General features: G+C 28.4%; 22 protein-coding genes. 17 read left to right on the forward strand and 5 right to left on the reverse strand.

Annotation, left to right across the window (positions count from 1 at the left end; genetic code table 11):
- Window positions 1-4: 4 nt before the first annotated feature.
- Window positions 5-556 carry a septum formation inhibitor Maf gene (maf, locus tag AFAEC_RS01075; RefSeq protein ID WP_026806668.1) on the reverse strand — a complete coding sequence of 184 codons (552 nt, stop codon included), beginning with the start codon at window positions 554-556 and terminating at the stop codon, window positions 5-7.
- Between the two features lie 68 nt (window positions 557-624).
- Between maf and AFAEC_RS01080 the strand changes: the two genes are divergently transcribed.
- On the forward strand, window positions 625-1908 hold the full coding sequence (locus tag AFAEC_RS01080) for a hypothetical protein (protein WP_026806667.1): 1284 nt from the start codon (window positions 625-627) through the stop codon (window positions 1906-1908).
- Window positions 1909-1925: 17 nt separating this feature from the next.
- Here the strand turns inward: AFAEC_RS01080 and AFAEC_RS01085 are convergent, their stop codons facing one another.
- Window positions 1926-2657, reverse strand: coding sequence for a C40 family peptidase (locus AFAEC_RS01085; RefSeq protein WP_051487643.1), 732 nt, complete (start codon window positions 2655-2657; stop codon window positions 1926-1928).
- 14 nt (window positions 2658-2671) lie between these two features.
- Window positions 2672-3268 (reverse strand): NlpC/P60 family protein, encoded by a 597-nt coding sequence (locus tag AFAEC_RS01090; protein WP_026806666.1) that lies wholly within the window; start codon window positions 3266-3268, stop codon window positions 2672-2674.
- 117 nt (window positions 3269-3385) lie between these two features.
- Between AFAEC_RS01090 and AFAEC_RS01095 the strand changes: the two genes are divergently transcribed.
- Both AFAEC_RS01095 and AFAEC_RS01100 read left to right on the forward strand, forming a co-directional pair.
- Window positions 3386-3940 (forward strand): hypothetical protein, encoded by a 555-nt coding sequence (locus tag AFAEC_RS01095; RefSeq protein ID WP_026806665.1) that lies wholly within the window; start codon window positions 3386-3388, stop codon window positions 3938-3940.
- Between the two features lie 9 nt (window positions 3941-3949).
- The gene (locus AFAEC_RS01100) at window positions 3950-4663 is read left to right on the forward strand and encodes an SIMPL domain-containing protein (protein ID WP_026806664.1); all 714 of its coding nucleotides are present in this window, start codon (window positions 3950-3952) and stop codon (window positions 4661-4663) included.
- Between the two features lie 33 nt (window positions 4664-4696).
- Here AFAEC_RS01100 and alaS read toward each other — a convergent pair whose 3' ends face one another.
- Window positions 4697-7396 carry an alanine--tRNA ligase gene (gene alaS, locus AFAEC_RS12380; protein WP_371317631.1) on the reverse strand — a complete coding sequence of 900 codons (2700 nt, stop codon included), beginning with the start codon at window positions 7394-7396 and terminating at the stop codon, window positions 4697-4699.
- 172 nt (window positions 7397-7568) lie between these two features.
- On the opposite strand from alaS, the gene trxA reads away from it, so the two are divergent.
- The 5 genes from trxA (at window position 7569) to AFAEC_RS01130 (ending at window position 12126) form a co-directional block, all read left to right on the forward strand.
- Window positions 7569-7886, forward strand: a complete 318-nt coding sequence (trxA, locus tag AFAEC_RS01110) for a thioredoxin (protein ID WP_026806662.1) — start codon at window positions 7569-7571, stop codon at window positions 7884-7886.
- 205 nt (window positions 7887-8091) lie between these two features.
- Window positions 8092-9021, forward strand: coding sequence for a thioredoxin-disulfide reductase (trxB, locus tag AFAEC_RS01115; protein ID WP_026806661.1), 930 nt, complete (start codon window positions 8092-8094; stop codon window positions 9019-9021).
- Window positions 9022-9025: 4 nt separating this feature from the next.
- Window positions 9026-9799, forward strand: coding sequence for a 4-hydroxy-tetrahydrodipicolinate reductase (dapB, locus tag AFAEC_RS01120; protein WP_026806660.1), 774 nt, complete (start codon window positions 9026-9028; stop codon window positions 9797-9799).
- Window positions 9800-9814: 15 nt separating this feature from the next.
- Window positions 9815-11161: an amidophosphoribosyltransferase gene (gene purF / locus AFAEC_RS01125; RefSeq protein ID WP_026806659.1), complete on the forward strand. Its 1347-nt coding sequence runs from the start codon at window positions 9815-9817 to the stop codon at window positions 11159-11161.
- Complete coding sequence (locus AFAEC_RS01130; RefSeq protein ID WP_034216723.1) at window positions 11161-12126, forward strand: TIGR01212 family radical SAM protein; 966 nt, start codon at window positions 11161-11163, stop codon at window positions 12124-12126. The genes purF and AFAEC_RS01130 overlap by 1 nt, the downstream gene beginning before the upstream one ends.
- Before the next feature lie 11 nt (window positions 12127-12137).
- Here the strand turns inward: AFAEC_RS01130 and AFAEC_RS01135 are convergent, their stop codons facing one another.
- On the reverse strand, window positions 12138-13034 hold the full coding sequence (locus AFAEC_RS01135) for a LysR family transcriptional regulator (protein ID WP_026806657.1): 897 nt from the start codon (window positions 13032-13034) through the stop codon (window positions 12138-12140).
- 115 nt (window positions 13035-13149) lie between these two features.
- Here AFAEC_RS01135 and AFAEC_RS01140 point away from each other — a divergent pair, with 115 nt between their 5' ends.
- The 9 genes from AFAEC_RS01140 (at window position 13150) to AFAEC_RS01180 (ending at window position 20991) form a co-directional block, all read left to right on the forward strand.
- Window positions 13150-15204 (forward strand): ATP-dependent helicase, encoded by a 2055-nt coding sequence (locus AFAEC_RS01140; RefSeq protein WP_026806656.1) that lies wholly within the window; start codon window positions 13150-13152, stop codon window positions 15202-15204.
- A gap of 9 nt (window positions 15205-15213) precedes the next feature.
- Entirely contained in the window at window positions 15214-16083 is an 870-nt protein-coding gene (gene truB / locus AFAEC_RS01145; protein WP_026806655.1) for a tRNA pseudouridine(55) synthase TruB, read from the forward strand.
- Window positions 16076-16831 carry a 4-(cytidine 5'-diphospho)-2-C-methyl-D-erythritol kinase gene (locus tag AFAEC_RS01150; RefSeq protein WP_026806654.1) on the forward strand — a complete coding sequence of 252 codons (756 nt, stop codon included), beginning with the start codon at window positions 16076-16078 and terminating at the stop codon, window positions 16829-16831. The genes truB and AFAEC_RS01150 overlap by 8 nt, the downstream gene beginning before the upstream one ends.
- Complete coding sequence (gene smpB, locus AFAEC_RS01155) at window positions 16831-17304, forward strand: SsrA-binding protein SmpB (protein ID WP_026806653.1); 474 nt, start codon at window positions 16831-16833, stop codon at window positions 17302-17304. Before AFAEC_RS01150 ends, smpB begins: the two co-directional genes overlap by 1 nt.
- A 163-nt stretch (window positions 17305-17467) precedes the next feature.
- Window positions 17468-18934, forward strand: coding sequence for a cytochrome-c oxidase, cbb3-type subunit I (gene ccoN, locus AFAEC_RS01160; RefSeq protein WP_026806652.1), 1467 nt, complete (start codon window positions 17468-17470; stop codon window positions 18932-18934).
- A 14-nt stretch (window positions 18935-18948) separates the two neighbouring features.
- Window positions 18949-19614, forward strand: a complete 666-nt coding sequence (gene ccoO / locus AFAEC_RS01165; RefSeq protein WP_026806651.1) for a cytochrome-c oxidase, cbb3-type subunit II — start codon at window positions 18949-18951, stop codon at window positions 19612-19614.
- Between the two features lie 9 nt (window positions 19615-19623).
- Window positions 19624-19848, forward strand: a complete 225-nt coding sequence (locus AFAEC_RS01170; RefSeq protein WP_026806650.1) for a CcoQ/FixQ family Cbb3-type cytochrome c oxidase assembly chaperone — start codon at window positions 19624-19626, stop codon at window positions 19846-19848.
- Window position 19849: 1 nt separating this feature from the next.
- Complete coding sequence (locus AFAEC_RS01175; RefSeq protein WP_026806649.1) at window positions 19850-20743, forward strand: c-type cytochrome; 894 nt, start codon at window positions 19850-19852, stop codon at window positions 20741-20743.
- Window positions 20743-20991: a DUF4006 family protein gene (locus AFAEC_RS01180; protein ID WP_026806648.1), complete on the forward strand. Its 249-nt coding sequence runs from the start codon at window positions 20743-20745 to the stop codon at window positions 20989-20991. Before AFAEC_RS01175 ends, AFAEC_RS01180 begins: the two co-directional genes overlap by 1 nt.
- Window positions 20992-20996: the final 5 nt, after the last annotated feature.

Below are 20996 nucleotides of genomic sequence, written 5' to 3' on the forward strand. Positions count from 1 at the left end.
TTCCCTAGTTTTTTAAAAATGGTATTAATTTCTCAATGCTTAAGCCCATGGCAGTACTTTCTAAACCAATTACTTTTTTAATATATGGTTTACAAAATCCTTCTACCATTATTGCCCCTGCTTTACCAAAACATTCACCACTTTTTAAATAGTTTTCTAAATCTTTTTTATCAAATTTATTAAATTCATAAGTTGTAATTGAGATATCAATAAGTTCTAGTTTATTTGATTTATAAATCATACAAGTGATAACACTAGTTTTATTTGCGCTTTGAAGTTCCAACATAGCTTTTGCATCATAAAAATCTTTTGCTTTTCTAAGTAATTTTCCTTCACAAGTTACAACACTATCAGCTACTAATAAAGGTATATCTTTAATACCATATTTTAAATATAGTTCATCAAATTTACCTTTTGTTGCAAGATAGCAAAACTCTTTTGGATTCTGTGTAGTTATATTATCTTCATTAAAATTTCCTCCATTTTGTATAAAATCTATATTAAAAGCTTTTAATATCTTTGCTCTAGTTGGGGAATTTGAACCAAGTCTTATCATAGTTTGCCTTTTTTCTTTGGATTATACTAAGTTTTAATATAATACATTTTTAATAAAAAAGGTTTTATATGTTGCTTCTTTCAAGAGTTTCTGGAGTTTTAATATTTTTAAGTTTTATTTTTACAGTTTATTCATATTTTTTAGATGATAGAGTAAAACTTTTTGCAGTAGTTTTTATTTGGATTGCTTCATTAATACTATTTTTCACAATAAAATCAAAGAGTCTTATTGTAGTTTTACTATTTTTCTCTTTATTAGCATTTTTATTTAGTTATATAAATGGTTTTTATATTGATTTTTTTAAAGCATTTAGTGTAAATTTATATCTTCTTATACTTTTAATATCTGTAGGTTTTTTAAAACTTATTGCAACACCTAAAAAAGAGAAAGATGAACTTCCAAAAGGGAAAGCATCATTTATAAAAACATATATTGGAATCCATCTTTTTGGTTCAATTATAAATTTATCAGCTTTACTTTTAGTTGCTGATAAGATGTATAAAAAAGCAAAACTTAGCCCTTTACAAATTATTGTATTAACTCGTTCTTTTGCAAGTGATGCTTATTGGTCACCATTTTTTGTGGCTTTTGCTGCTGCTATTACTTATGCTCCAAATTTAGAAACTTTTTCTATAATATCATTTGGTATGATTTTAGCAATTTTTGCATTTTTTATTACATATTTTGAAGTAGTACAAAGTAAGTTTAATTTAGATGAGTTTTATGGATATCCTTTATCTTTGCAGACTTTATATTTACCATTTATTTTAGGATTATTTGTACTTCTTACCCATCACTATTTTGAAGATTTAAAGATAATTTTACTTATATCAATATTTGCATTTTTACTTACTATTTTAATATTACCTATAAAAAAAGGTTTAAAAGAGAGCTTAAAAATTTTAAAATATCATATTATTGATGAATTACCAAAAATGAAGAGTGAAATATCTCTATTTTTAGTTGCAGGGCTATTTGGGATATTTGCAGGAAGTGTTTTATTAGGGCTTAACTTTAAAATACCTTTTGAAGTTTTTGATTATAAAGTTGCTTCTATACTGCTTTTTATTTTTATTCTTTTAGCTTTTGTAGGAATTCATCCAATTATATCTATCTCAATTTTAGGAGACTTTTTTACAAATGCAAATCATACTTTACTTGCTATGACCTTTTTAATGGCTTGGGCTACAACAGTTTCAACTTCACCAATTTCAGGATTAAATCTTACTATGAGTGCAAGATATAATTGCAATGCAAAAGAGATATTTAAATTAAATATATTTTATGCAATCAAGATGTATATAATTTGTGTGATTTTATTATTTATAATGTCAAAAGTTTTAGGTATTTAATATTGGAAAGAAGAGATTTAGTTTATAACTCTTCTTGCAGTCCAATAAGTATCTTTATAGAATGGTTTATCAAGTTTTGTGTATTGAATACCTTTAATTGAAGCATGTAGAAATTCTCCATTTCCAGTGTAAACTCCAACATGTTTATCAATTTTACTAGTTTTGAAAAATACTAAGTCTCCTGGTTGTAGTTCAGATTTTTTAACTTCTATACCTTCATTTACTTGAGTAACTGTAGATCTTGAAAGCATATGATTAAATTTCTCTTTAAACATCTTTTGAGTAAATGCAGAACAATCAATTCCATTTTGACCTGTTCCTCCCATTTTATATCTTATATGTTTTGTTTCATTGTAAAATTCATTAAATGCTTTTTTCTTTTGGTTTGTATTGTTATAGGCATAACTAGTAAAATTTTCATTTGTGATACTATTATTTTTACTAATTTTGCTATTTATTGTTTTCTTTTTATTACTAACTGATTTAGTTATTGATTTTTTACTCTTATTTACTTGTTTATTGCTTATTTGTTTTTTAGTTGCTGTAGATTTTGTTGTTTTGTTTTCATTTTTATTTGTTTGTGTTTTTTGCTTTTTTACTTTGCTTTTTACATCTTTTTGAGTTTTACTATTTTGGGTTTTTGTGATTGGTGTTTTAGTAGTTTTTGAGTTTTGTTCCGCATATAAATTTGTTTGCAAGCCCAAAATCAAGAAGAGTAATGGGGATATAATTGAAATCTTTTTTAACACTTTTTTCTCCTATTTTATTTAAATACTCTTTGTGCTTTCCAGTAATTCTTTGCAAAATAATCATTTTCTAATTCTGAAATTGTTACTCCAATTTTAGTTGAAGCATGCATAAACTTTCCATCTTCAATATAAATACCTACATGATTTGTTCTACCTGTTTTAAAGAAAACTAAATCTCCCATTTGAAGTTCATTTTTCTTAATAGGTTTTCCAATTTGTGCTTGTTCACTTGTACTTCTTGGAAGTGCAAGATTAAATTTCTCTTTTAAAACTTTTTGTACAAAACCAGAACAATCAATTCCATTTTTTGATGTTCCACCTAATTTATATTTAACACCTTCCCAATTACTGTAAAAATCAAATAAATTATTATTAATTTTTACTTGTTTTGAACTATAGTTCTCTTTTGTGTTAAAAATATCAACTTTTTTTGAGTTATTGATATTTAATTTTTTATTTATTGGATAGGTTGCTTGTTGATGTATAGATGATTGTTTTTGTGCATTTTGGTATTGTGAAACATCAACTTTATCTTCACTTACTTTATATGAACAACCCGTAAAAAGTATAGTACTAAACAATGTAATAATAAATATTTTACTAGATTTCATATGGTTAAATTCCCTTTTTTTTGGTGAAAAAATTTCTTTATCTTAGTTAAAAATAGTAAATATGTCAAGTCTAAAAATTTAAATAGTATAATGAGCTTTTATTTTATGGGAGTTAAAATGTTAAAAATTTTAAAATTTATACCAATAATTTTTATGTTAAATTCTTGTGTTTCTTCAAAAAACAGTCTAATTAATAATAATTATAGTGATTTTAAGAAACAAAATACTTTCGATTATTGTTCAAAATTTTCTTATATTTTAAATATTGATGATATCAAATATAGAAAAATGTTTGTTGAATATATTAATCTTGATTCTAATTGCAAATGGAATGGTCTTGCTCGAGGTTTTTTTGTCTCTTTATTTAAAGAAGAGTTAAATGCAAAATCTTTTGAATTAGTCCAAAGATTTGACTTTAAAAATGTTGAAATAAGTACATATATAATAGATAACTATTTTTATGTTGATATTATAGATGAATTTGGTGTTTTTGATGATAGATTAACTATTGATTATAGTGGTATTTATACAGATGAGATTTTAAGAAAAAATGGTATGATTAATAATTATAAAGATTATCCTAGGCTAGATTTTAATTATAATAAAAGTTTAGTTCAGCTTAATTTTATAAATAGCTATTTTTCACTAGATAGTGGAAGTTTTAGAGATTAAAGGAGATTTATGGAAAGAAGTTCAATATCGTCATTGATTTTAGGTTTTTTTATCTTTATTGGTTTAAGTAGTTTAGGTTATTTTGTATCAACAGCATTCTTAAAAACAAAAGATATGGAAAGAACAGTTATTGTAAAAGGTTTATCAGAGAAAGAAGTTTTGGCAAATATTGTAATTATGCCAATAAAAATAAGCCAAACAGGAAATGATTTTGAAGCTTTAAGTAAAAAAACAAATAGTGATACAACACAAATTATAGAGTTTTTAAAACAAAATGGTATAAAAGAAGAAGATATATCATTAGGATCAACATTGGTTGTAGATAAGATGGCAAATGAGTATTCTAATCAAGAGTTCTCAATGAGATATTTAGCTTCAAGAGTTATAAATATTTATAGTAGTGAAGTTGAAAAGGTAAGATCTTTAACTGGAAAATTATCTGAACTTTCACAAAAAGGTATTTTATTTAAAACAGATGATTATGATACAAAAATAGAGTATATTTTTACAAAATTAAATGACATAAAACCATCTATGATTGAAGAAGCAACAGCAAATGCAAGAGAAGTTGCAGAAAAATTTGCACAAGATTCAAATAGTAAATTAGGAAAAATCAAAAGAGCTACTCAAGGACAAGTTGAAATGAATAGTCGAGATAAAAATAGTGAGCATATAAAAACTTTAAGAGTTGTTGCTACTGTGGAGTATTATTTAAATGATTAAATTTTAAGAGGAGATTAAATCCTCTTAAAAAGATTAAATTAGGTTTTTTTTAGCATAAGTAATTGCAGCTATTCTTGCTTCTTCTATTTTATTTATATCTTTTCCACCAGCTTGAGCAAAGTCAGGTCGTCCACCACCACTTCCACCTAAAATAGTAGCAATTTCTTTAATCCAATCTCCAGCTTTAATATTTGTATTTTTACTTCCAGCAACAATTGAAACTTTGTCATCTTTTATTTGAAGAAGTAAAATTGCTAATTTCTCATTTGCATTTTTGTTATCATCAACAATTTTCTTTAAATCTCCATTTTCAACAACACTAACTATTAGTTTTGTATCACCAATTATCTCTTCATTTATTGGAGTAACAGATTTACTTTGTGTATTTTTAAGTTCATTTTTAAGCTCTTTTATCTCATTCTTAAGCTTTTTAATACCAGCTATTAAATCATTTGATTTGATTTCTGCTTGTAACAAAGATAGTTTATTTAGTTGCTCTTTTATATATTTAAATGCACTAGTTCCAACAACAGCTTCTATTCTTCTAATTCCTGCACTAACACCAGACTCTTTAATTATATAAAAACTTCCAATATCGGCTGTATTTTTTACATGAGTTCCTCCACAAAACTCAATAGATACATCTCCACCAAAGCTAATAACTCTTACAATATCACCATATTTCTCTCCAAACATAGCAATAGCACCTTTTTTCTTAGCTTCTTCTAAAGGAAGTTCTTCTACAACTCCCTCTAATGACCTACTTATCATAGAGTTTACTAAATCTTCAACTTCATTTATCTGTTCTGTTGTCATAGCTTTAGGATATGTAAAGTCAAATCTAAGTTTTGTTGCATCATTAAAAGAACCAGCTTGAGAGATACTATCACCTAATACCATTTTTAATGCACTTTGTAAAAGATGAGTAGCACTGTGATGTTTTGCTACTTCAGATCTATTTATAACAACTGCTTCTAGAATTTGATTTTGATAAAGTTTTACATTTTGAACATCTACTTTTGATAAATTTAGATTATGAAACTTTGAAGTCTCAATAACCATAATATTTTTCCCATCAAACTCTATTGCACCGATATCTCCATATTGTCCACCACTTGTTGCATAAAATGGAGTTTTATCAAGAAGAACCCAACCAATTTGATTTTCTAAAGATTGAACTTCTTTAAAATTCTCATCAAGTAGTGCTAAAATTTTTGAAGAGTAAACAATATTTGTATATCCAACAAACTCATTTTGTCCATATTTCTCAATTAAAGTTTTAAAATCTCCCTCATTCGAACTATCTCCACTACCTTTCCAAGCAGCTTTTGCCATAGCTTTTTGATGGTTCATAAGTTCTTCAAATTTTGCTAAATCTACTTTTAAACCTTTATCTTTTAACATATCTTCTGTTAAATCTAGAGGGAAACCATAAGTATCATATAGTTTAAATGCAGTTTCTCCACTAAATAATGAGTTTGAAAGAAGAGATAATTTATTTTCATTTAATAAACTTAATATAACTCCCCATTCTGCAAGTCCACTACCTAAAGCTTTATTAATACTTTTAAGTTGTGCTAAATTATTAGGGTCATTTGGATCAACTAGTTTAAATAACTCTGTATTAAATAGAGTTATTCCAGCTTCAATAGTCTTGAAAAATCTCTCTTCTTCTAGGGTTAATTGTTCTTTTATGTAGTTTGCATTATCTTTTAATTCAACATAATGACCACCCATAATATCAATTAAAGTATCAACTAGTTGTCCCATAAATGGTTTTCTAAGACCAATTAAATAACCATGTCTTATGGCTCTTCTTAAAATTCTTCTTAACACATAAGGACGACCTTCATTTCCAAATAAAATACCTTGGCTTAGCATAAATGATGTAGCTCTAAGGTGATCAGCAATTACTCTGTATGATCCAATAGTTTCCTTTGTAGCTTTTTTATTTGCAACTTTTTCTAAAGCTTCGATAATTGGTTTAAAATTTGAAGAGTCAAAGTTATTAAATACACCCTCTTTAATTGCAATAACTCTTTCAAGTCCCATTCCTGTATCAATAGATGGTTTTGGAAGAGGAATTAATTCTCCATCTTTTGTTCTTTCATATTGCATGAATACAAGATTCCAAATTTCTAAAAATCTATCACCATCTCCACCCATTTTATCTTCAGGGCTATTAAAGTTCTCTTCTCCTTGATCATAGAAAATTTCACTACAAGGACCACATGCTCCCGTATCTCCCATAGACCAGAAATTATCTTTATCTCCAAATCTCATAATTCTATTTGGATTTATATATTTTGACCAAATATCAAATGCTTCATTATCACTATCGTGAACAGTTACCCATAGTTTTTCTATTGGAAGTGCAAGATTAACTGTTACAAATTCCCAAGCATAAGCTATTGCATCCTCTTTAAAGTAATCTCCAAAAGAGAAGTTTCCAAGCATTTCAAAAAGTGTGTGATGTCGTGCTGTGTATCCTACATTTTCTAAGTCATTGTGTTTTCCACCAGCTCTTACACAAAGCTGGCAAGATGTTGCTCTTTTATTTTGTGGAGCTGGAAGATTTCCTGTAAAAATATCTTTGAATTGTACCATTCCAGCATTTGTAAACATTAAAGTTGGGTCTTCAGGAACCAATGGCATAGAAGATATAACTTCATGTCCTTTACTTTTAAAAAAATCTAAATACTCTTTTCTAATATCCATAATAATCTTTTCCATCTATGAAATTTTTAATATTTTATCAAAATTATTATTTACTCTAGATTAGTGAAAAATAATATTAATAAAAGAAGATTTAAGTTTTTTGTTGGTAGAATTGAAACACTTTAATTTGTATTGGATTACAATGAAGTTTTTAAAAAAGTTTAAAATTTAATAATAAGGATAAAAAATGGGTAAATATATTGAATTAACATCAGCTAATTTTGATGAAACAACAGCAAAAGGTATTTCTCTAGTAGATTTTTGGGCACCTTGGTGTGGACCTTGTAGAATGATTGCTCCAGTTATTGATGAATTAGCAGGAGAGTTTGAATCTAAAGCGAATATTTGTAAAGTAAATACAGATGAAGAGCAAGATTTAGCAGTAAAATATGGAATTAGATCAATTCCTACAATTATTTTTATGAAAGATGGGCAAGTTGTTGATCAATTAATTGGTGCTACTTCTAAACAAGCATTAACAGATAAAATTAACTCTTTACTATAATTTCAAGTAAAAAATATGGGATATTAAAGGAAGGTGTTTTTCATCTTCCTTTTTTTAATTTTAGATTAAATTAAGATAGATATAAAATATTAAATGATAAAATTTCTCCATTATATCTATATTAGTTTATTCTAAACTTTTTAGATATTTTAAGTTTCATCACAAATTTTGTAGATGATTTTATATAAAAATAAAAGGAGTCAAGATGTTAGATTTAGCGATTATTGGTGGAGGACCAGCTGGATTAACAGCAGGGTTATATGCTACTAGAGGTGGATTAAAAAATGTTATTATGTTTGAAATGGGAATGCCTGGAGGACAAATTACAAGCTCTTCTGAAATAGAGAATTATCCTGGTCAAGGGCAAGTTATGACAGGTATGGACTTAATGGCAAGTTGGCCAGAGCAGTGTCAAAAATTTGGATTAAAACATGAGATGACTCAAGTAGAGACAATTTCTAAAAATGGTGATACATTTAAAATTTTAACAACTGATAAAAAAGAGTTTGAAGCAAGATCAGTTTTATTGGCAACAGGTTCAGTTCCTAGACGAGCTGGATTTAAAGGAGAAGATGAATTCTTTGGAAGAGGAGTTTCTACTTGTGCAACTTGTGATGGATTTTTCTATAGAGGAAAAGAAGTTGCAGTTATTGGTGGAGGAGATTCTGCTTTAGAAGAGGCTTACTATTTATCGAAAATGTGTAAAAAAGTATATATTGTACATAGAAGAGATACATATAGAGCAGCTCCAAGTACAATAGAACATATTAAAAAAGCTGAAAATATAGAAGAAGTTACAAATGTTAGTGTTGAAGAAGTTTTTGGAGATGCTAGTGGAGTAACTGGACTTAAAGTAAAATGTAATAAAACAGGTGAGATTAGAGATTTACCAACACCTGGTGTTTTTGTATTTGTTGGAAGAAATGTATTAAATTCTCCTTTAAAACAATCTGATGGAGCTTTTTTATGTGATGTAAGAGATACAGGAGAAGTTATTGTAGATTTAAAAATGAGAACAAATGTAAAAGGACTTTATGCTGCTGGTGATATCAGAATTGATGCAGCAAAACAAGTTGTTTGTGCAGCAGGAGATGGTGCTACAGCTGCAGTTGATATAATTGAATATTTAGGATAAGTATATGATAAAAATAGGTATTTTAGGAAGTACAGGAAGAGTTGGAAGTTTATTAATTGATGATTTAAAAAATGACACAGATGCAAAACTTTCTTGTGTTCATGTTTTTGAGAAGATTGAAAAAATTTTACCACAAGATACTATTATAACAAACGATATAAATGTATTGTTTGATGAAAGTGATGTAATTATTGATTTTTCAACTCCAGTTGCAACAGAAACACTTTTGAATGCAGTTGTTGAGGGTGGAAAAAGAAAAGCACTTGTAATAGCAACAACAGGTTTTAATAAACATCAACAAAACTTACTTCTTGAGGCTAGTAAATTAGTACCTATTTTGTATGCGACAAATATGAGCTTAGGAGTAGCAGTTTTAAATAAACTTGTTGCTCTTGCAGCTAAAACATTGAGAGATTTTGATATAGAAATAGTTGAACAACATCATAGACATAAAGTTGATTCTCCTTCAGGAACTGCTTTGACTTTAGCTGAACATGCTGCAAGTGCTAGAGAGTTAAACTTAGATGAAGTAAGAGTATCTGGGCGTGATGGACAAATTGGAGCTAGAACTAAAGATGAAATAGCAGTTATGGCTTTAAGAGGTGGAGATATTGTAGGAAGACACACTGTTGGTTTATATAATGATGGAGAATTTTTAGAGTTAAATCATACGGCAACAGCTAGAAATACTTTTTCAAAAGGTGCAATTAAAGTTGCAAAATGGATAGTAAAAAAAGATGCAAATCTTTACTCAATCAATGATGCTTTAGGGCTATAAGAAGGATAATCAACAATGTGTGCAATAGTAGGAATTTATGGAAATGATAATGCTGCAAGACTAGCTTCAATAGCCCTTTTTGCAATGCAACATAGAGGTCAAGAGGCAACTGGAATTTCATCATCATGTGATGGAAAAATATATACAAAAAAAGATAGAGGTTTAGTTTCTGAAGTTTTCAATGAAGAAGCATTATCATATTTAAAAGGTGATATGGCAATAGGTCATAATAGATATGCAACTGCTGGAAGAGATTCAGTTTTAGATGCACAGCCTATTTATGCAAAGTATAAATTAGGTGAAATATCAATCGTTCACAATGGAAATCTTATAAATAAAGATGAAGTTAGGAAAGATTTAATTGATAAAGGTGCTATCTTTCAAACTGGAATGGATACAGAAAACTTAATACATTTAATTGCAAAAAATACAAAAGATCATTTAAAGGATAGGATTATTGAAGCACTAACTAGAACTGTTGGAGCTTATTGTTTTATCGTTCAAAGTAGAAGTAAACAGTTTGTAATTAGAGATAGATACGGAATTAGACCTCTGTCTTTAGGAAAATTAAAAAGTGGTGGATATATAGTTGCTAGTGAAACATGTGCTTTTGATTTAGTTGGAGCAGAGTTTATCCGAGATGTAAGACCAGGAGAAATGTTGATTTTTGGTGAATCTGATGAACCTGAATCAATACAACTTTATGAGCCAGAATTTAGACCATGTGCATTTGAATATGTATATTTTGCTAGACCAGATTCTGTAATTGATGGTAAAAATGTATATACAACTAGAGAAAATATGGGAAAAGCACTAGCAAAAAATGATATAAATAATAAAATTATATTTGATATGGTTGTGCCAGTTCCTGATAGTGGAGTTCCTGCGGCTTTAGGATATTCTGCACAAAGTGGAGTTCCTTTTAAATATGGAATAATAAGAAATCACTATGTAGGAAGAACATTTATAGAACCAACTCAAGAGATGAGAAATTTAAAAGTTAGAATGAAACTAAGTCCTATGGGTTCAATTATTCAAGGTAAAACATTACTTGTTATTGATGATTCAATTGTAAGAGGAACGACTTCAAAAAGAATAGTAAGAATGTTAAAAGAGGCAGGAGCTAAGGAAGTTCATTTTAGAGTTGCAAGTCCTGAAATAAAATTTCCTTGTTTCTATGGAATAGATACTCCAACAAAAGAGGAGTTGATTTCTACACAAATGAGTAAAGATGAGGTTTGTAAATATATAGAAGCTGATAGTTTAGAGTATTTATCAATAGAGGATCTTGTAAATGCAATAGGAGATGATAGACACTATGCACTAGAGAGTTTTGATGGAGACTATTTCGTAAAAGCATAATGAATCAGAATTTAAAAGAGGTATTGACTATTGGTCGATACTTCAAAAAAAAGTTTAAAGAAAAAGTATATAAAGTTCCTATTTCAATCTCTGGGTTTACTTGCCCAAATATTGATGGAACAAAAGCAAAAGGAGGTTGCTCTTTCTGTGAAAATGACTCTTTTAGTCCAAATCTGCAAGAAAAGAAATCAAAATTTAAATTAAATCCAAATATAGAGCATAATCCATTCTTAGAAAATCAGTTAAAACAGTTAGAAATGCAATTTTTAGCAACTAAAAAAAGATTAGAGAATAAATTTAAAGCAAAAAAATTTATAGTATATTTCCAATCTTTCACAAATACTTATGCCCCTTTAACTACACTGAAAGCTTTATATGAAAAAGCACTTAGTTTTGATAATGTAATAGGGCTTAGTATTGGTACTAGAACAGATTGTGTAACAGATGAGATTTTAGATTATCTATATGAAAAATCTAAGGAAAAAGAGATTTGGATTGAATATGGGATACAAAGTTTTTTTCAAACTACACTAGATAAGATAAATAGAGCTGATAGTGTAGAAAATATGAGGTATTGGATTAAAAGAACTAAAGATAAAGGTTTAAATGTTTGTGGACATTTAATTTATGGTTTACCAGATGAAACACAAGAGATGATGTTAGAAACTTTCAGACAAACTATTGATTTAAAAGTTGATTCTATAAAATTTCATCCACTTTATGTTGTAAAACATACTCTTTTAACAAATGAGTTCAAAAAAGGAAGATTTACTCCAATTAGTGAAGAGTTATATATAGATACTGTTGTAAACTCTATTATAAATCTACCTCAAAATGTATCAGTACAAAGAGTAACTGCTGGAATAGATGATGATACACTTTTATCTCCTATGTGGTGTAAAAATAAGCATCAACAAATAAAGAATATTAGAATAGCCTTAAAAGAGAGAGGTTTTAATTATTAACTCTCTTTTTTTTATTTGATTTTTAGTAAATAGTCTACAACATTTTCAATAAATGCGTCATGTTTTCTATCTTTTCTATACGCAATATATAGTTTTCTTAGCATTTTTTGATTACCAATTCTTGATTCATACAAAGCTCCTGCTTTAAGAAGAGATTCAATAGCATTTCTTGAAACTATTGAAACGGTTGGAGTATCATTTTTATTTGAGTGTAAAACAGTTTGAACTATTGTTGTAGCACTTGTTACTTCACTTGTAACATTAAAAGTATCACAATCTGGATAGTTTGCTTTTTCTAAAGAGTCTTTAAAAAGTAATCTTGTATTTGATTCAGGATTTCTACAAACCCATTTGTAAGATAGTAAATCTTCAGCTTTTGCTTTTGCAGGCAGTTTTTGGTTAGAGAATATTACAATTTCATCTTCCATCCACTCTCTATAAATAATCTCATCATTTGCAATATAGTTTTCAACTAAAGCAATATCGATTTTTTTATCGAGTAAATCTTCTATTGCTTCATGTGAAACAGATACATTTATAGATACATCATTTCTAATATTTTCTTTAAGATTATTTAAAAACCTAGGAAGAATATAGTTTCCTATTATAAAACTTGCTCCAAAAATAAAAGTAGTGCTTTTATTCATGATTTTTAATAAATCTTTTTCTGCATTACTGATACACTTCTCGATTTTAAGAGCAATTGCGTGAAGAATTTGCCCCTCTTTTGTAAGTTTTATACCATTTTTCTTTCTATCAACTATTTGAACATCTAAATAATCTTCGATATATTTCATTTGTTGAGTAACAGCTGGTTGTGAAATTCCTAGTTTTGCTGATGCTTTTGAAAAAGACTTCTCTCTTACAACAGTTAAAAAAGTCTCTAGTTTAGCAAAATCATTAAGCATTCAATTCTCCAAAAATAAATTATCATAATAATAACATTTATTTATATATAGAATAATTAAGAGAAATAATCAATTTATGATAATTATGGTATAATCTTTAATTATTGGAGAAAAAATGTCTGAAAATTTATTAAATTCATTAAACAATTCACAAAAAAATGCAGCACAACATATTGATGGACCATTATTAATTCTTGCAGGTGCAGGGAGTGGAAAGACAAAAACAATCACTACTAGATTGGCTTTTTTAATCTCAATTGGAATAGATCCGAAATCTATTTTGACTTTAACTTTTACAAATAAAGCCGCAAATGAGATGAGAGAAAGGGCATATTTTCTTTTAAATTCTCAAGAACTTAATACACCTCCTCTTTTGTGTACTTTTCATAAATTTGGATTACTGTTTTTGAAATTTTATATAAGTGAATTAAATAGAAAGAATAATTTTATAATAATAGATAGTGATGATAAAAGAAGGGTTTTAAAATCAATAAATAAAGAGATACCATCAGCACTTTTATCAAGTGAAGTATCAAAATATAAAAATTCTATAATGTCTCCAACAGAAGTAAAAGCTCAAGCACAAGGTAAACTCTATACAGAAATTGCAGATATTTATGCTTTATATGAAGAGCATTTATTAAAGAATAATCTTGTAGATTTTGATGATTTATTACTTCTTCCTTATAAAATTCTAAAAAATAATCAAAAATTAGCAGAACAAATTAGTAGTAAGTACCAATATATTATGGTAGATGAGTATCAAGATACAAATGAACTTCAATATAGACTTTTAAGACTTTTATGTTCAAGCCATGACAATATCTGTGTTGTTGGAGATGATGACCAATCTATTTATGGTTGGAGAGGTGCGACAATAAAGAATATTTTAAACTTTAATGAACATTTTGAAAAAGCAACAATTGTAAAATTAGAAGAGAACTATCGTTCTACGGATACGATTTTACAACATGCAAATGCTTTAATAGAACATAATCGCGATAGACTTGGGAAAAAACTTGTAGGAACAAAAGAAAAGGGAAGCTCAATAAAAGTTTATGAGTCAAATGATGAAAATGATGAGACAAGAAAGATAGTTGAGGATATAAAAAATCTTCTTGCAAATGGTGAAAATGCAAAAGATATAGCAATATTATTCAGAGTAAATGCACTAAGCCGTTCACTAGAAGAAGGATTTAATAAAGCAGGGCTTAATTATAAACTTGTAGGTGGAATGAAGTTTTATGAGAGAACAGAGATAAAAGATTTAATAGCTTATTTTAGGATTTTGACAAATTTAAGTGATAATTTTTCTATAAAAAGGATAATAAATAAACCAAAAAGAGGAATAGGAGCAACTACTATTGATAAACTTGAAGAGAGAGCAAATGAGCTTAAAACTTCTATTTTTGATCTAATTCAAGACTCTACGGCAGATGAATTAAGTGCTGTTGTTGGAAAGAAGAATTCAAGGACTTTAAAAGTTTTTGAAGCTTCAATTTTAGATTTAAGAGAGTTGATGAATCAATCAAAAATGAGATTATTGGATAGTTTTGAAGATACTTTTGATTATAGAGCTTCTTATGACAATCTTCCTGATGGCTTTGAAAGACAAGCAAATATAGATGAGTTTTATGGATATATTAGAGATTACTTTATGCAAAATCCACATTTAGATTTAAAAGATTTCTTAAATGAAATAGCACTTGAAAGTCAAAATGATGAGTATACAAATGAGTCTATAAGTATGATGAGCATACATGCTTCTAAAGGTTTAGAGTTTAAACATCTTTTTATTATTGGGCTTGAAGAGGGATTTTTTCCAATTATTGGAGATGGAACAGATTTAGAAGAAGAGAGAAGATTAGGTTATGTAGCATTTACAAGGGCTATGGATAATCTTACACTATCTTTTGTCCATTCAAGATTTTATAAAGGGAAAAGAGCTCAATTAAATAAAAGTAGATTTTTGGTTGAGAGTGGATTAGTAAAAGGTAGTTTAGTAATAGAAAAACAATCTGGATTTAAAAAAGGGGATATAGTAACTCATAAAATATTTGGACAAGGAAGAGTTGAAAAAGCAGTAAATGCAGGGAAAGATTATAAGCTTACAATAAATTTTGGTGGACAAAAAAGAGAGATATTATCATCTTTTGTTGAGAAAGCTTAAAGGGAAAGTTTGCAAAAGAGAGTTTATGAAAAGGGAGAGTTAAATAAGCTTTTTGTTGTAAATAAGCCTATGTTTATTAGCTCAAATTTTTATTTAAATAAGTTTAAAAGATCTTTTAAAAATAAAAAAGCAGGTTTTAGTGGAACTTTAGATCCCTTTGCAAAAGGTTGTTTAATAGTTGCCTTTGGACAATATACAAAACTTTTTAAATATTTAAATAAAGCTCCAAAAACTTATAAAGCTGTTATTTGGTTGGGAGTTAGTTCAGAATCTTTGGATATAGAAAGAGTTGAAAATATAGGTTTTGAGAAAAAACAAAATTTTGATTTTATAAAAATGGAACTTCTTAAATTAAAAGGTGAAATAGATTATATTCCACCTAAATTTTCAGCAAAAAGAGTAAATGGACTAAAAGCTTATGAGTTAGCTAGAGAAGGTTTGGATTTTGAACTTAAAGCTTCAACTATGCAAGTTTTTGATATAAAATTACTACAATATAATCATCCATTTATTAGTTTTGAAGTAACGGTTAGTGAAGGAAGTTATATTAGATCTTTAGCTCAACTATTTTTACAAAATATTGGTTGTATAGGGACTTTATCTTATTTGGAAAGAGTTTGTGAAGGAAAATTTAGATTTCAAAATCATAAAGAGTTAAATCCACTTGATTTTATAGAGATTCCAAGAAATATTTATAGTGGTACGAAAGAGTGGTTAGAGTTTGGAAAAAGAGTTTCAAAAGATTATTTAAGTATAAAAGAGAATGGAAAATATATTATAGAAGTTGATACATTTTTCTCTATTATTGAGATTATTGACAATGAGGTAAAATATATTTTAAATAAAGTTCCAAAAATAAAAGGTAGTATTGATGACTAAAAAATCTTATGCAAAAGTAAATATATTTTTAAAAATAGTTGGATTAAGAGATAACTATCATCTTTTGGCTTCAAGATTTATGTTAGTTAAAAACCTTTTTGATGAGATTAGCTTTATAAAAAAAGATGTAGAAAGTTTTACATTAGAGGGAGATTTTTCTTGTTTATTAGAAAAAAATACAGTTTATAAAGCATATAAAGAGTTAGAAAAATATAGAGAAGTAAAAGATTTCTTTCAAAAGAATATTGTAATAATAGATAAAAAGATTCCAGAATTTGCAGGACTTGGTGGTGGAAGTTCAAATTGTGCAACTTTTTTAAATATGGTAAATCTTGTTTGTAATTTGAATTTGAGTAAAGATGAATTAGCAAAAATTGGTGCAAAAATTGGTGCAGATGTTCCTTTTTTTGTATATGAATATGATAGTGCAAATGTTAGTGGAATTGGAGAAATTGTTGAAGAGTTTAAAGAAGAACTACTAAATATTGAAATTATTACTCCAAAAATTCCTTGTGATACAGGAAAAATTTATAAAACATTTAGGGAAAATTTTTATAAAGAGTTTGATAAAGAGGAAACTAAAAAACTTTTTGCTACAAACTCTAAATCTATTTTAGATAGGTTTAAAATGGAAGAAGCAAATGATTTGTATTTACCAGCTTTGAGTTTAAATCCCAATTTAAAAGAGTTTGCAAAAGATAATTGGTTTTTTAGTGGAAGCGGAAGCTCATTTTTTAGAGGTTTATAATGGCAAAAAAAGAAGTTAAAAAGAATTTAGTTTTTAGAAATAAAAAAGCATTTCATGATTTTACAATTTTGGATACACTTGAAGCAGGTATTGTTTTAGAAGGTAGTGAAGTAAAAGCTATAAGAGATGGAAGAGTAAACTTAAAAGATAGTTTTGTGAGAATTATAAAAGGCGAAGTTTTCCTTTTAAATGCTCATATTTCTCATTTAAGTACAACACATAGTACTTATAGACCAGATGAAAGAAGGGCTAGAAAGCTCCTTTTGCACACAAAACAAATAGGAAAAATGTATTCAAAAGTTACAAAAGATGGAATGACTTTAGTTTGTACAAAACTATATTTTAATGATAAAAATATGATAAAAGTGGAAGTTGCAACAGCCCAAGGTAAAAAATTACATGATAAAAGAGAAGCCTTAAAAGAAAAATCTATTAAAAGAGATACTCAAATTATTCTAAAATCTTATAAATAAGATAATATTTATCCTGATTTTTTTACAAAAAAGTGAATGAAAACAGCATATAGTCGTTAATTAATTGTTAATTTTTTTGTTACTTTTAAGTTTCTGTTTGATATGATTTTGACTAATGAGTGACATTTTGTGACTTGTATATAAAAATTGTAGGAGGAAATTGATGCAAAACAGTGCACAAATTGAGTATGATTACTCGGTTGCAAAAGCATTTACATTTGCGACAATCTTGTTTGGTATCATTGGTATGACAATAGGTGTTGTACTTGCTTTTCAATTAGCTTTTCCAGAGCTAAACTATTTAGCAGGAGAATACGGTACATTTAGTAGATTGAGACCACTGCATACAAATGGGGTTGCGTTTGGATTTACACTAAGTGGAGTTTTCGCTGGTTGGTATTATATATCTCAAAGGGTTTTAAAAGTTTCATTAAAAGAGTCACCTTTTTTAATGGTAATTGCTAAATTACATTTTACAGTATATTTTATCACTATTCTTTTGGCTGTTGTTACACTATTTATGGGTATTACAACTTCAAAAGAGTATGCAGAATTAGAGTGGCCATTAGATATTTTAGTTGTTGTTTTTTGGGTTTTATGGGGTATTTCAATTTTTGGAATAATCGGAATTAGAAGAGAAAGAACACTATATATTTCACTTTGGTATTTTATTGCAACATTTATAGCAATTGCAATGTTATATCTTTTTAATAATATGGAAGTTCCAACAGCACTTGTAAGTGGTTATGGTTCATGGATTCACTCTGTATCTATGTATTCAGGTACTAATGATGCTTTAGTTCAATGGTGGTATGGACATAATGCTGTTGCATTCGTATTTACTACTCCAATTATTGCATTAATTTATTACTTTTTACCAAAAGAGTCAGGGCAAAACATCTACTCATATAAACTATCAATCTTAGCATTCTGGGGATTACTATTTGTTTATTTATGGGCTGGTGGACACCACTTAATTTATTCAACTGTTCCAGATTGGATGCAAACAATGGGTTCAGTAATGTCAATTGTTTTAATTTTACCATCATGGGGATCTGCAATTAATATGCTTTTAACTATGAAAGGTGAGTGGAATCAGTTACAATCTAATACTTTAATTAAATTTATGGTTTTAGCTTCAACGTTTTATATGTTAAGTACAATTGAAGGACCAATTCAGTCTATTAAATCAGTAAATGCTATTGCACACTTTACAGATTGGATTCCAGGACACGTACATGATGGAGTTTTAGGATGGGTTGTATTTATGGTAATGGCAGCACTATTCCACATGGTTCCAAGAATGTATAAAAAAGAGCTATACTCTAAATCTTTAATGGAAACTCAATTCTGGTTACAAACAGTTGGAATTGTTTTATATTTTACATCTATGTGGATTGCAGGTATTACTCAAGGTATGATGTGGAGAGCTTATGATGAGTATGGTTCATTAGTTTACTCATTTATAGATACTGTAACAGTTTTACATCCATACTATACAATTAGAGCAGTTGGTGGGTTACTATACCTAATTGGATTCTTTATGTTCGCTTATAACATTTATAAAACTATTAAATGTGGAAGAGTATTAGATAAAGAACCAGCAAATGCAACGCCAGTAGCTGCTTAAGAAAGGAGAAAAAGATGTTTCATTGGTTTGAACAAAGACCGTTTTTCTTTGCGGTACTAGTATTTATATTTGTAGCATTCGCAGGTATTATTGAGGTAATCCCAGATTTTGCAAAACAAAGTAGACCAACAGTTGGTACTAAACCATATTCAGTATTGGAATTAGCAGGAAGACATGTTTATATAAAAGATTCATGTAATGCTTGTCACTCACAGCTAATTAGACCATTTAAAGCTGAAACTGATAGATATGGTATGTACTCTTTAAGTGGAGAATATGCTTATGATAGACCATTCTTATGGGGATCAAAAAGAACTGGTCCAGATTTAATGAGAGTTGGAAACTATAGAACTACTGATTGGCATGAAAATCATATGTGGGATCCAAAAGCTGTTGTTCCTGGAAGTATTATGCCAGCATATAAACATCAGTTTGAAAATAAAGCTGATATAGAGACAGCTTATGCAGAAGCTGTAACAGTTAAGACAGTATTTAATACTCCTTATGATCAAGAAGGTATGCCAAAGCTAGGTTCTTGGGATGAAGCAAAAGCTGCTGCTTTAGAAGAAGCAAAAGTGATTGCAGCGAGTATGAAAAATGAAAAAGTTAAACAAGCTGTTGCAAATGGCGAAGTTCCTCAAATAGTTGCATTAATTGCATATTTAAATTCTTTAAAATAGAGGATAATTATGGATTATGAAACACTTTTGACATTACAAGGATATACTAAATTCTTTTTGATTTTAGTTGTATTTATCCTGTTTTATTCTTATGCCTTTTCTATATATAGAAGAGACAAAAAAGGTGAGAGGGATTTTGAAAAATATTCTAATCTTGTACATGATGACTCAAGTGTTTCAGCCCCTCTTGAAGAAAGAACAAGTAAAAAAGATATAGGTAATAAGGAGAAATAACATGAAATCTATGGTTATAGGTGGAATAATTCTTATCATCGCATTAATGGCAGGAACTTACTTTGTAGCAGGTGATGCTTTTATTAGTGATGATTATATTAATGCTTTAACATTTTTAGGAGCAGCTGCTATTATTACAATTAGTACGTTTGTTGTTTTAAAATATGTTAATCAGATGAAAAATGATACAGCAAGTGGTGATTTAGCTGAAGAAAATTGGGATGGAATAGGTGAATATAAAAATAAAGTTCCAACTGGTTGGGCTATAGCATTTATTGGAACAATTATTTGGATGTTTTGGTATATGACTATTGGATACCCTGTAACAGGATTTTCTCAAATTGGTCAATGGAATGAAGAGACAAATGAGTATAATGCTAAATTTCAGCAAAAATGGGTTAATCCATCAGAAGATACATTAAAAGCGATGGGGCAGTCAGTATTTTTAGTTCAATGTGCTCCTTGTCATGGAAATGATGCTGAAGGTATTAATGGTAAAGCTCATGACTTAACAAAAAGAATATCTAAAGAGCAAGTTGAATTTACTATTAGAAATGGTGCGAATAATTTAAAAGAATCTTTCCCAGCAGGAATGCCTCCTATGATGCTAACTGAAGATGCAGATATTAGTGCAGTTTCAGCTTATGTTGCAGGTGGATTTAAAGGTGAACAACCAGTAGCTTATGCAACTTGTGCTGCTTGTCATGGAGACAATGGTGAAGGTATGCCTTTTGTTGGTCCAAATATTAAATCTTATGATGAAGCTTTAGTAATGGCTGTTTTAAAAGAGGGTAAAATAGGTTCTATTGGTCAAATGCCAAGCTTCACAGGAAGATTAAATGAGACTCAAGAGAAAGCTTTAGCTTCTTACTTAAGAAGTTTAGGAGGAAAATAATGGCTGGAAATACTCAAATGAATGAGAATGAAAGAGGGATATTTAAACTAAATGGAATTACAGGAATGTTAGTAGCAGTTGTATTATTACTTGCGATTCTTGCAACATTAGTTACTAATGCTGTTATGGTTCAACAAAGAGAAGCTAGTAATTATTATAAAATTAATCAAGATTTACAAGGCTTAAAAGCAAATAGTCCTGAAAATATTAAACATTACCAAGTAGTTGGTTCTGAGAAAAAGGAGTAAAAGAT

The organism is Aliarcobacter faecis (genome assembly GCF_013201705.1).
Taxonomy (GTDB): Bacteria; Campylobacterota; Campylobacteria; order Campylobacterales; family Arcobacteraceae; genus Aliarcobacter; species Aliarcobacter faecis.

Excerpts from the sequence above, each read along its gene's own strand:
- AFAEC_RS01135 (WP_026806657.1), bottom strand. The coding sequence starts at position 13,034 with ATGCTTAATGATTTTGCTAAACTAGAGACTTTTTTAACTGTTGTAAGA.
- ccoN (WP_026806652.1), top strand. The coding sequence starts at position 17,468 with ATGCAAAACAGTGCACAAATTGAGTATGATTACTCGGTTGCAAAAGCA.
- AFAEC_RS01150 (WP_026806654.1), top strand. The coding sequence starts at position 16,076 with ATGACTAAAAAATCTTATGCAAAAGTAAATATATTTTTAAAAATAGTT.
- AFAEC_RS01100 (WP_026806664.1), top strand. The coding sequence starts at position 3,950 with ATGGAAAGAAGTTCAATATCGTCATTGATTTTAGGTTTTTTTATCTTT.
- AFAEC_RS01095 (WP_026806665.1), top strand. The coding sequence starts at position 3,386 with ATGTTAAAAATTTTAAAATTTATACCAATAATTTTTATGTTAAATTCT.
- maf (WP_026806668.1), bottom strand. The coding sequence starts at position 556 with ATGATAAGACTTGGTTCAAATTCCCCAACTAGAGCAAAGATATTAAAA.
- ccoO (WP_026806651.1), top strand. The coding sequence starts at position 18,949 with ATGTTTCATTGGTTTGAACAAAGACCGTTTTTCTTTGCGGTACTAGTA.
- AFAEC_RS01180 (WP_026806648.1), top strand. The coding sequence starts at position 20,743 with ATGGCTGGAAATACTCAAATGAATGAGAATGAAAGAGGGATATTTAAA.
- AFAEC_RS01170 (WP_026806650.1), top strand. The coding sequence starts at position 19,624 with ATGGATTATGAAACACTTTTGACATTACAAGGATATACTAAATTCTTT.
- dapB (WP_026806660.1), top strand. The coding sequence starts at position 9,026 with ATGATAAAAATAGGTATTTTAGGAAGTACAGGAAGAGTTGGAAGTTTA.
- trxB (WP_026806661.1), top strand. The coding sequence starts at position 8,092 with ATGTTAGATTTAGCGATTATTGGTGGAGGACCAGCTGGATTAACAGCA.
- alaS (WP_371317631.1), bottom strand. The coding sequence starts at position 7,396 with ATGGAAAAGATTATTATGGATATTAGAAAAGAGTATTTAGATTTTTTT.
- AFAEC_RS01175 (WP_026806649.1), top strand. The coding sequence starts at position 19,850 with ATGAAATCTATGGTTATAGGTGGAATAATTCTTATCATCGCATTAATG.
- AFAEC_RS01130 (WP_034216723.1), top strand. The coding sequence starts at position 11,161 with ATGAATCAGAATTTAAAAGAGGTATTGACTATTGGTCGATACTTCAAA.
- purF (WP_026806659.1), top strand. The coding sequence starts at position 9,815 with ATGTGTGCAATAGTAGGAATTTATGGAAATGATAATGCTGCAAGACTA.
- AFAEC_RS01140 (WP_026806656.1), top strand. The coding sequence starts at position 13,150 with ATGTCTGAAAATTTATTAAATTCATTAAACAATTCACAAAAAAATGCA.
- AFAEC_RS01090 (WP_026806666.1), bottom strand. The coding sequence starts at position 3,268 with ATGAAATCTAGTAAAATATTTATTATTACATTGTTTAGTACTATACTT.
- trxA (WP_026806662.1), top strand. The coding sequence starts at position 7,569 with ATGGGTAAATATATTGAATTAACATCAGCTAATTTTGATGAAACAACA.
- AFAEC_RS01080 (WP_026806667.1), top strand. The coding sequence starts at position 625 with ATGTTGCTTCTTTCAAGAGTTTCTGGAGTTTTAATATTTTTAAGTTTT.
- smpB (WP_026806653.1), top strand. The coding sequence starts at position 16,831 with ATGGCAAAAAAAGAAGTTAAAAAGAATTTAGTTTTTAGAAATAAAAAA.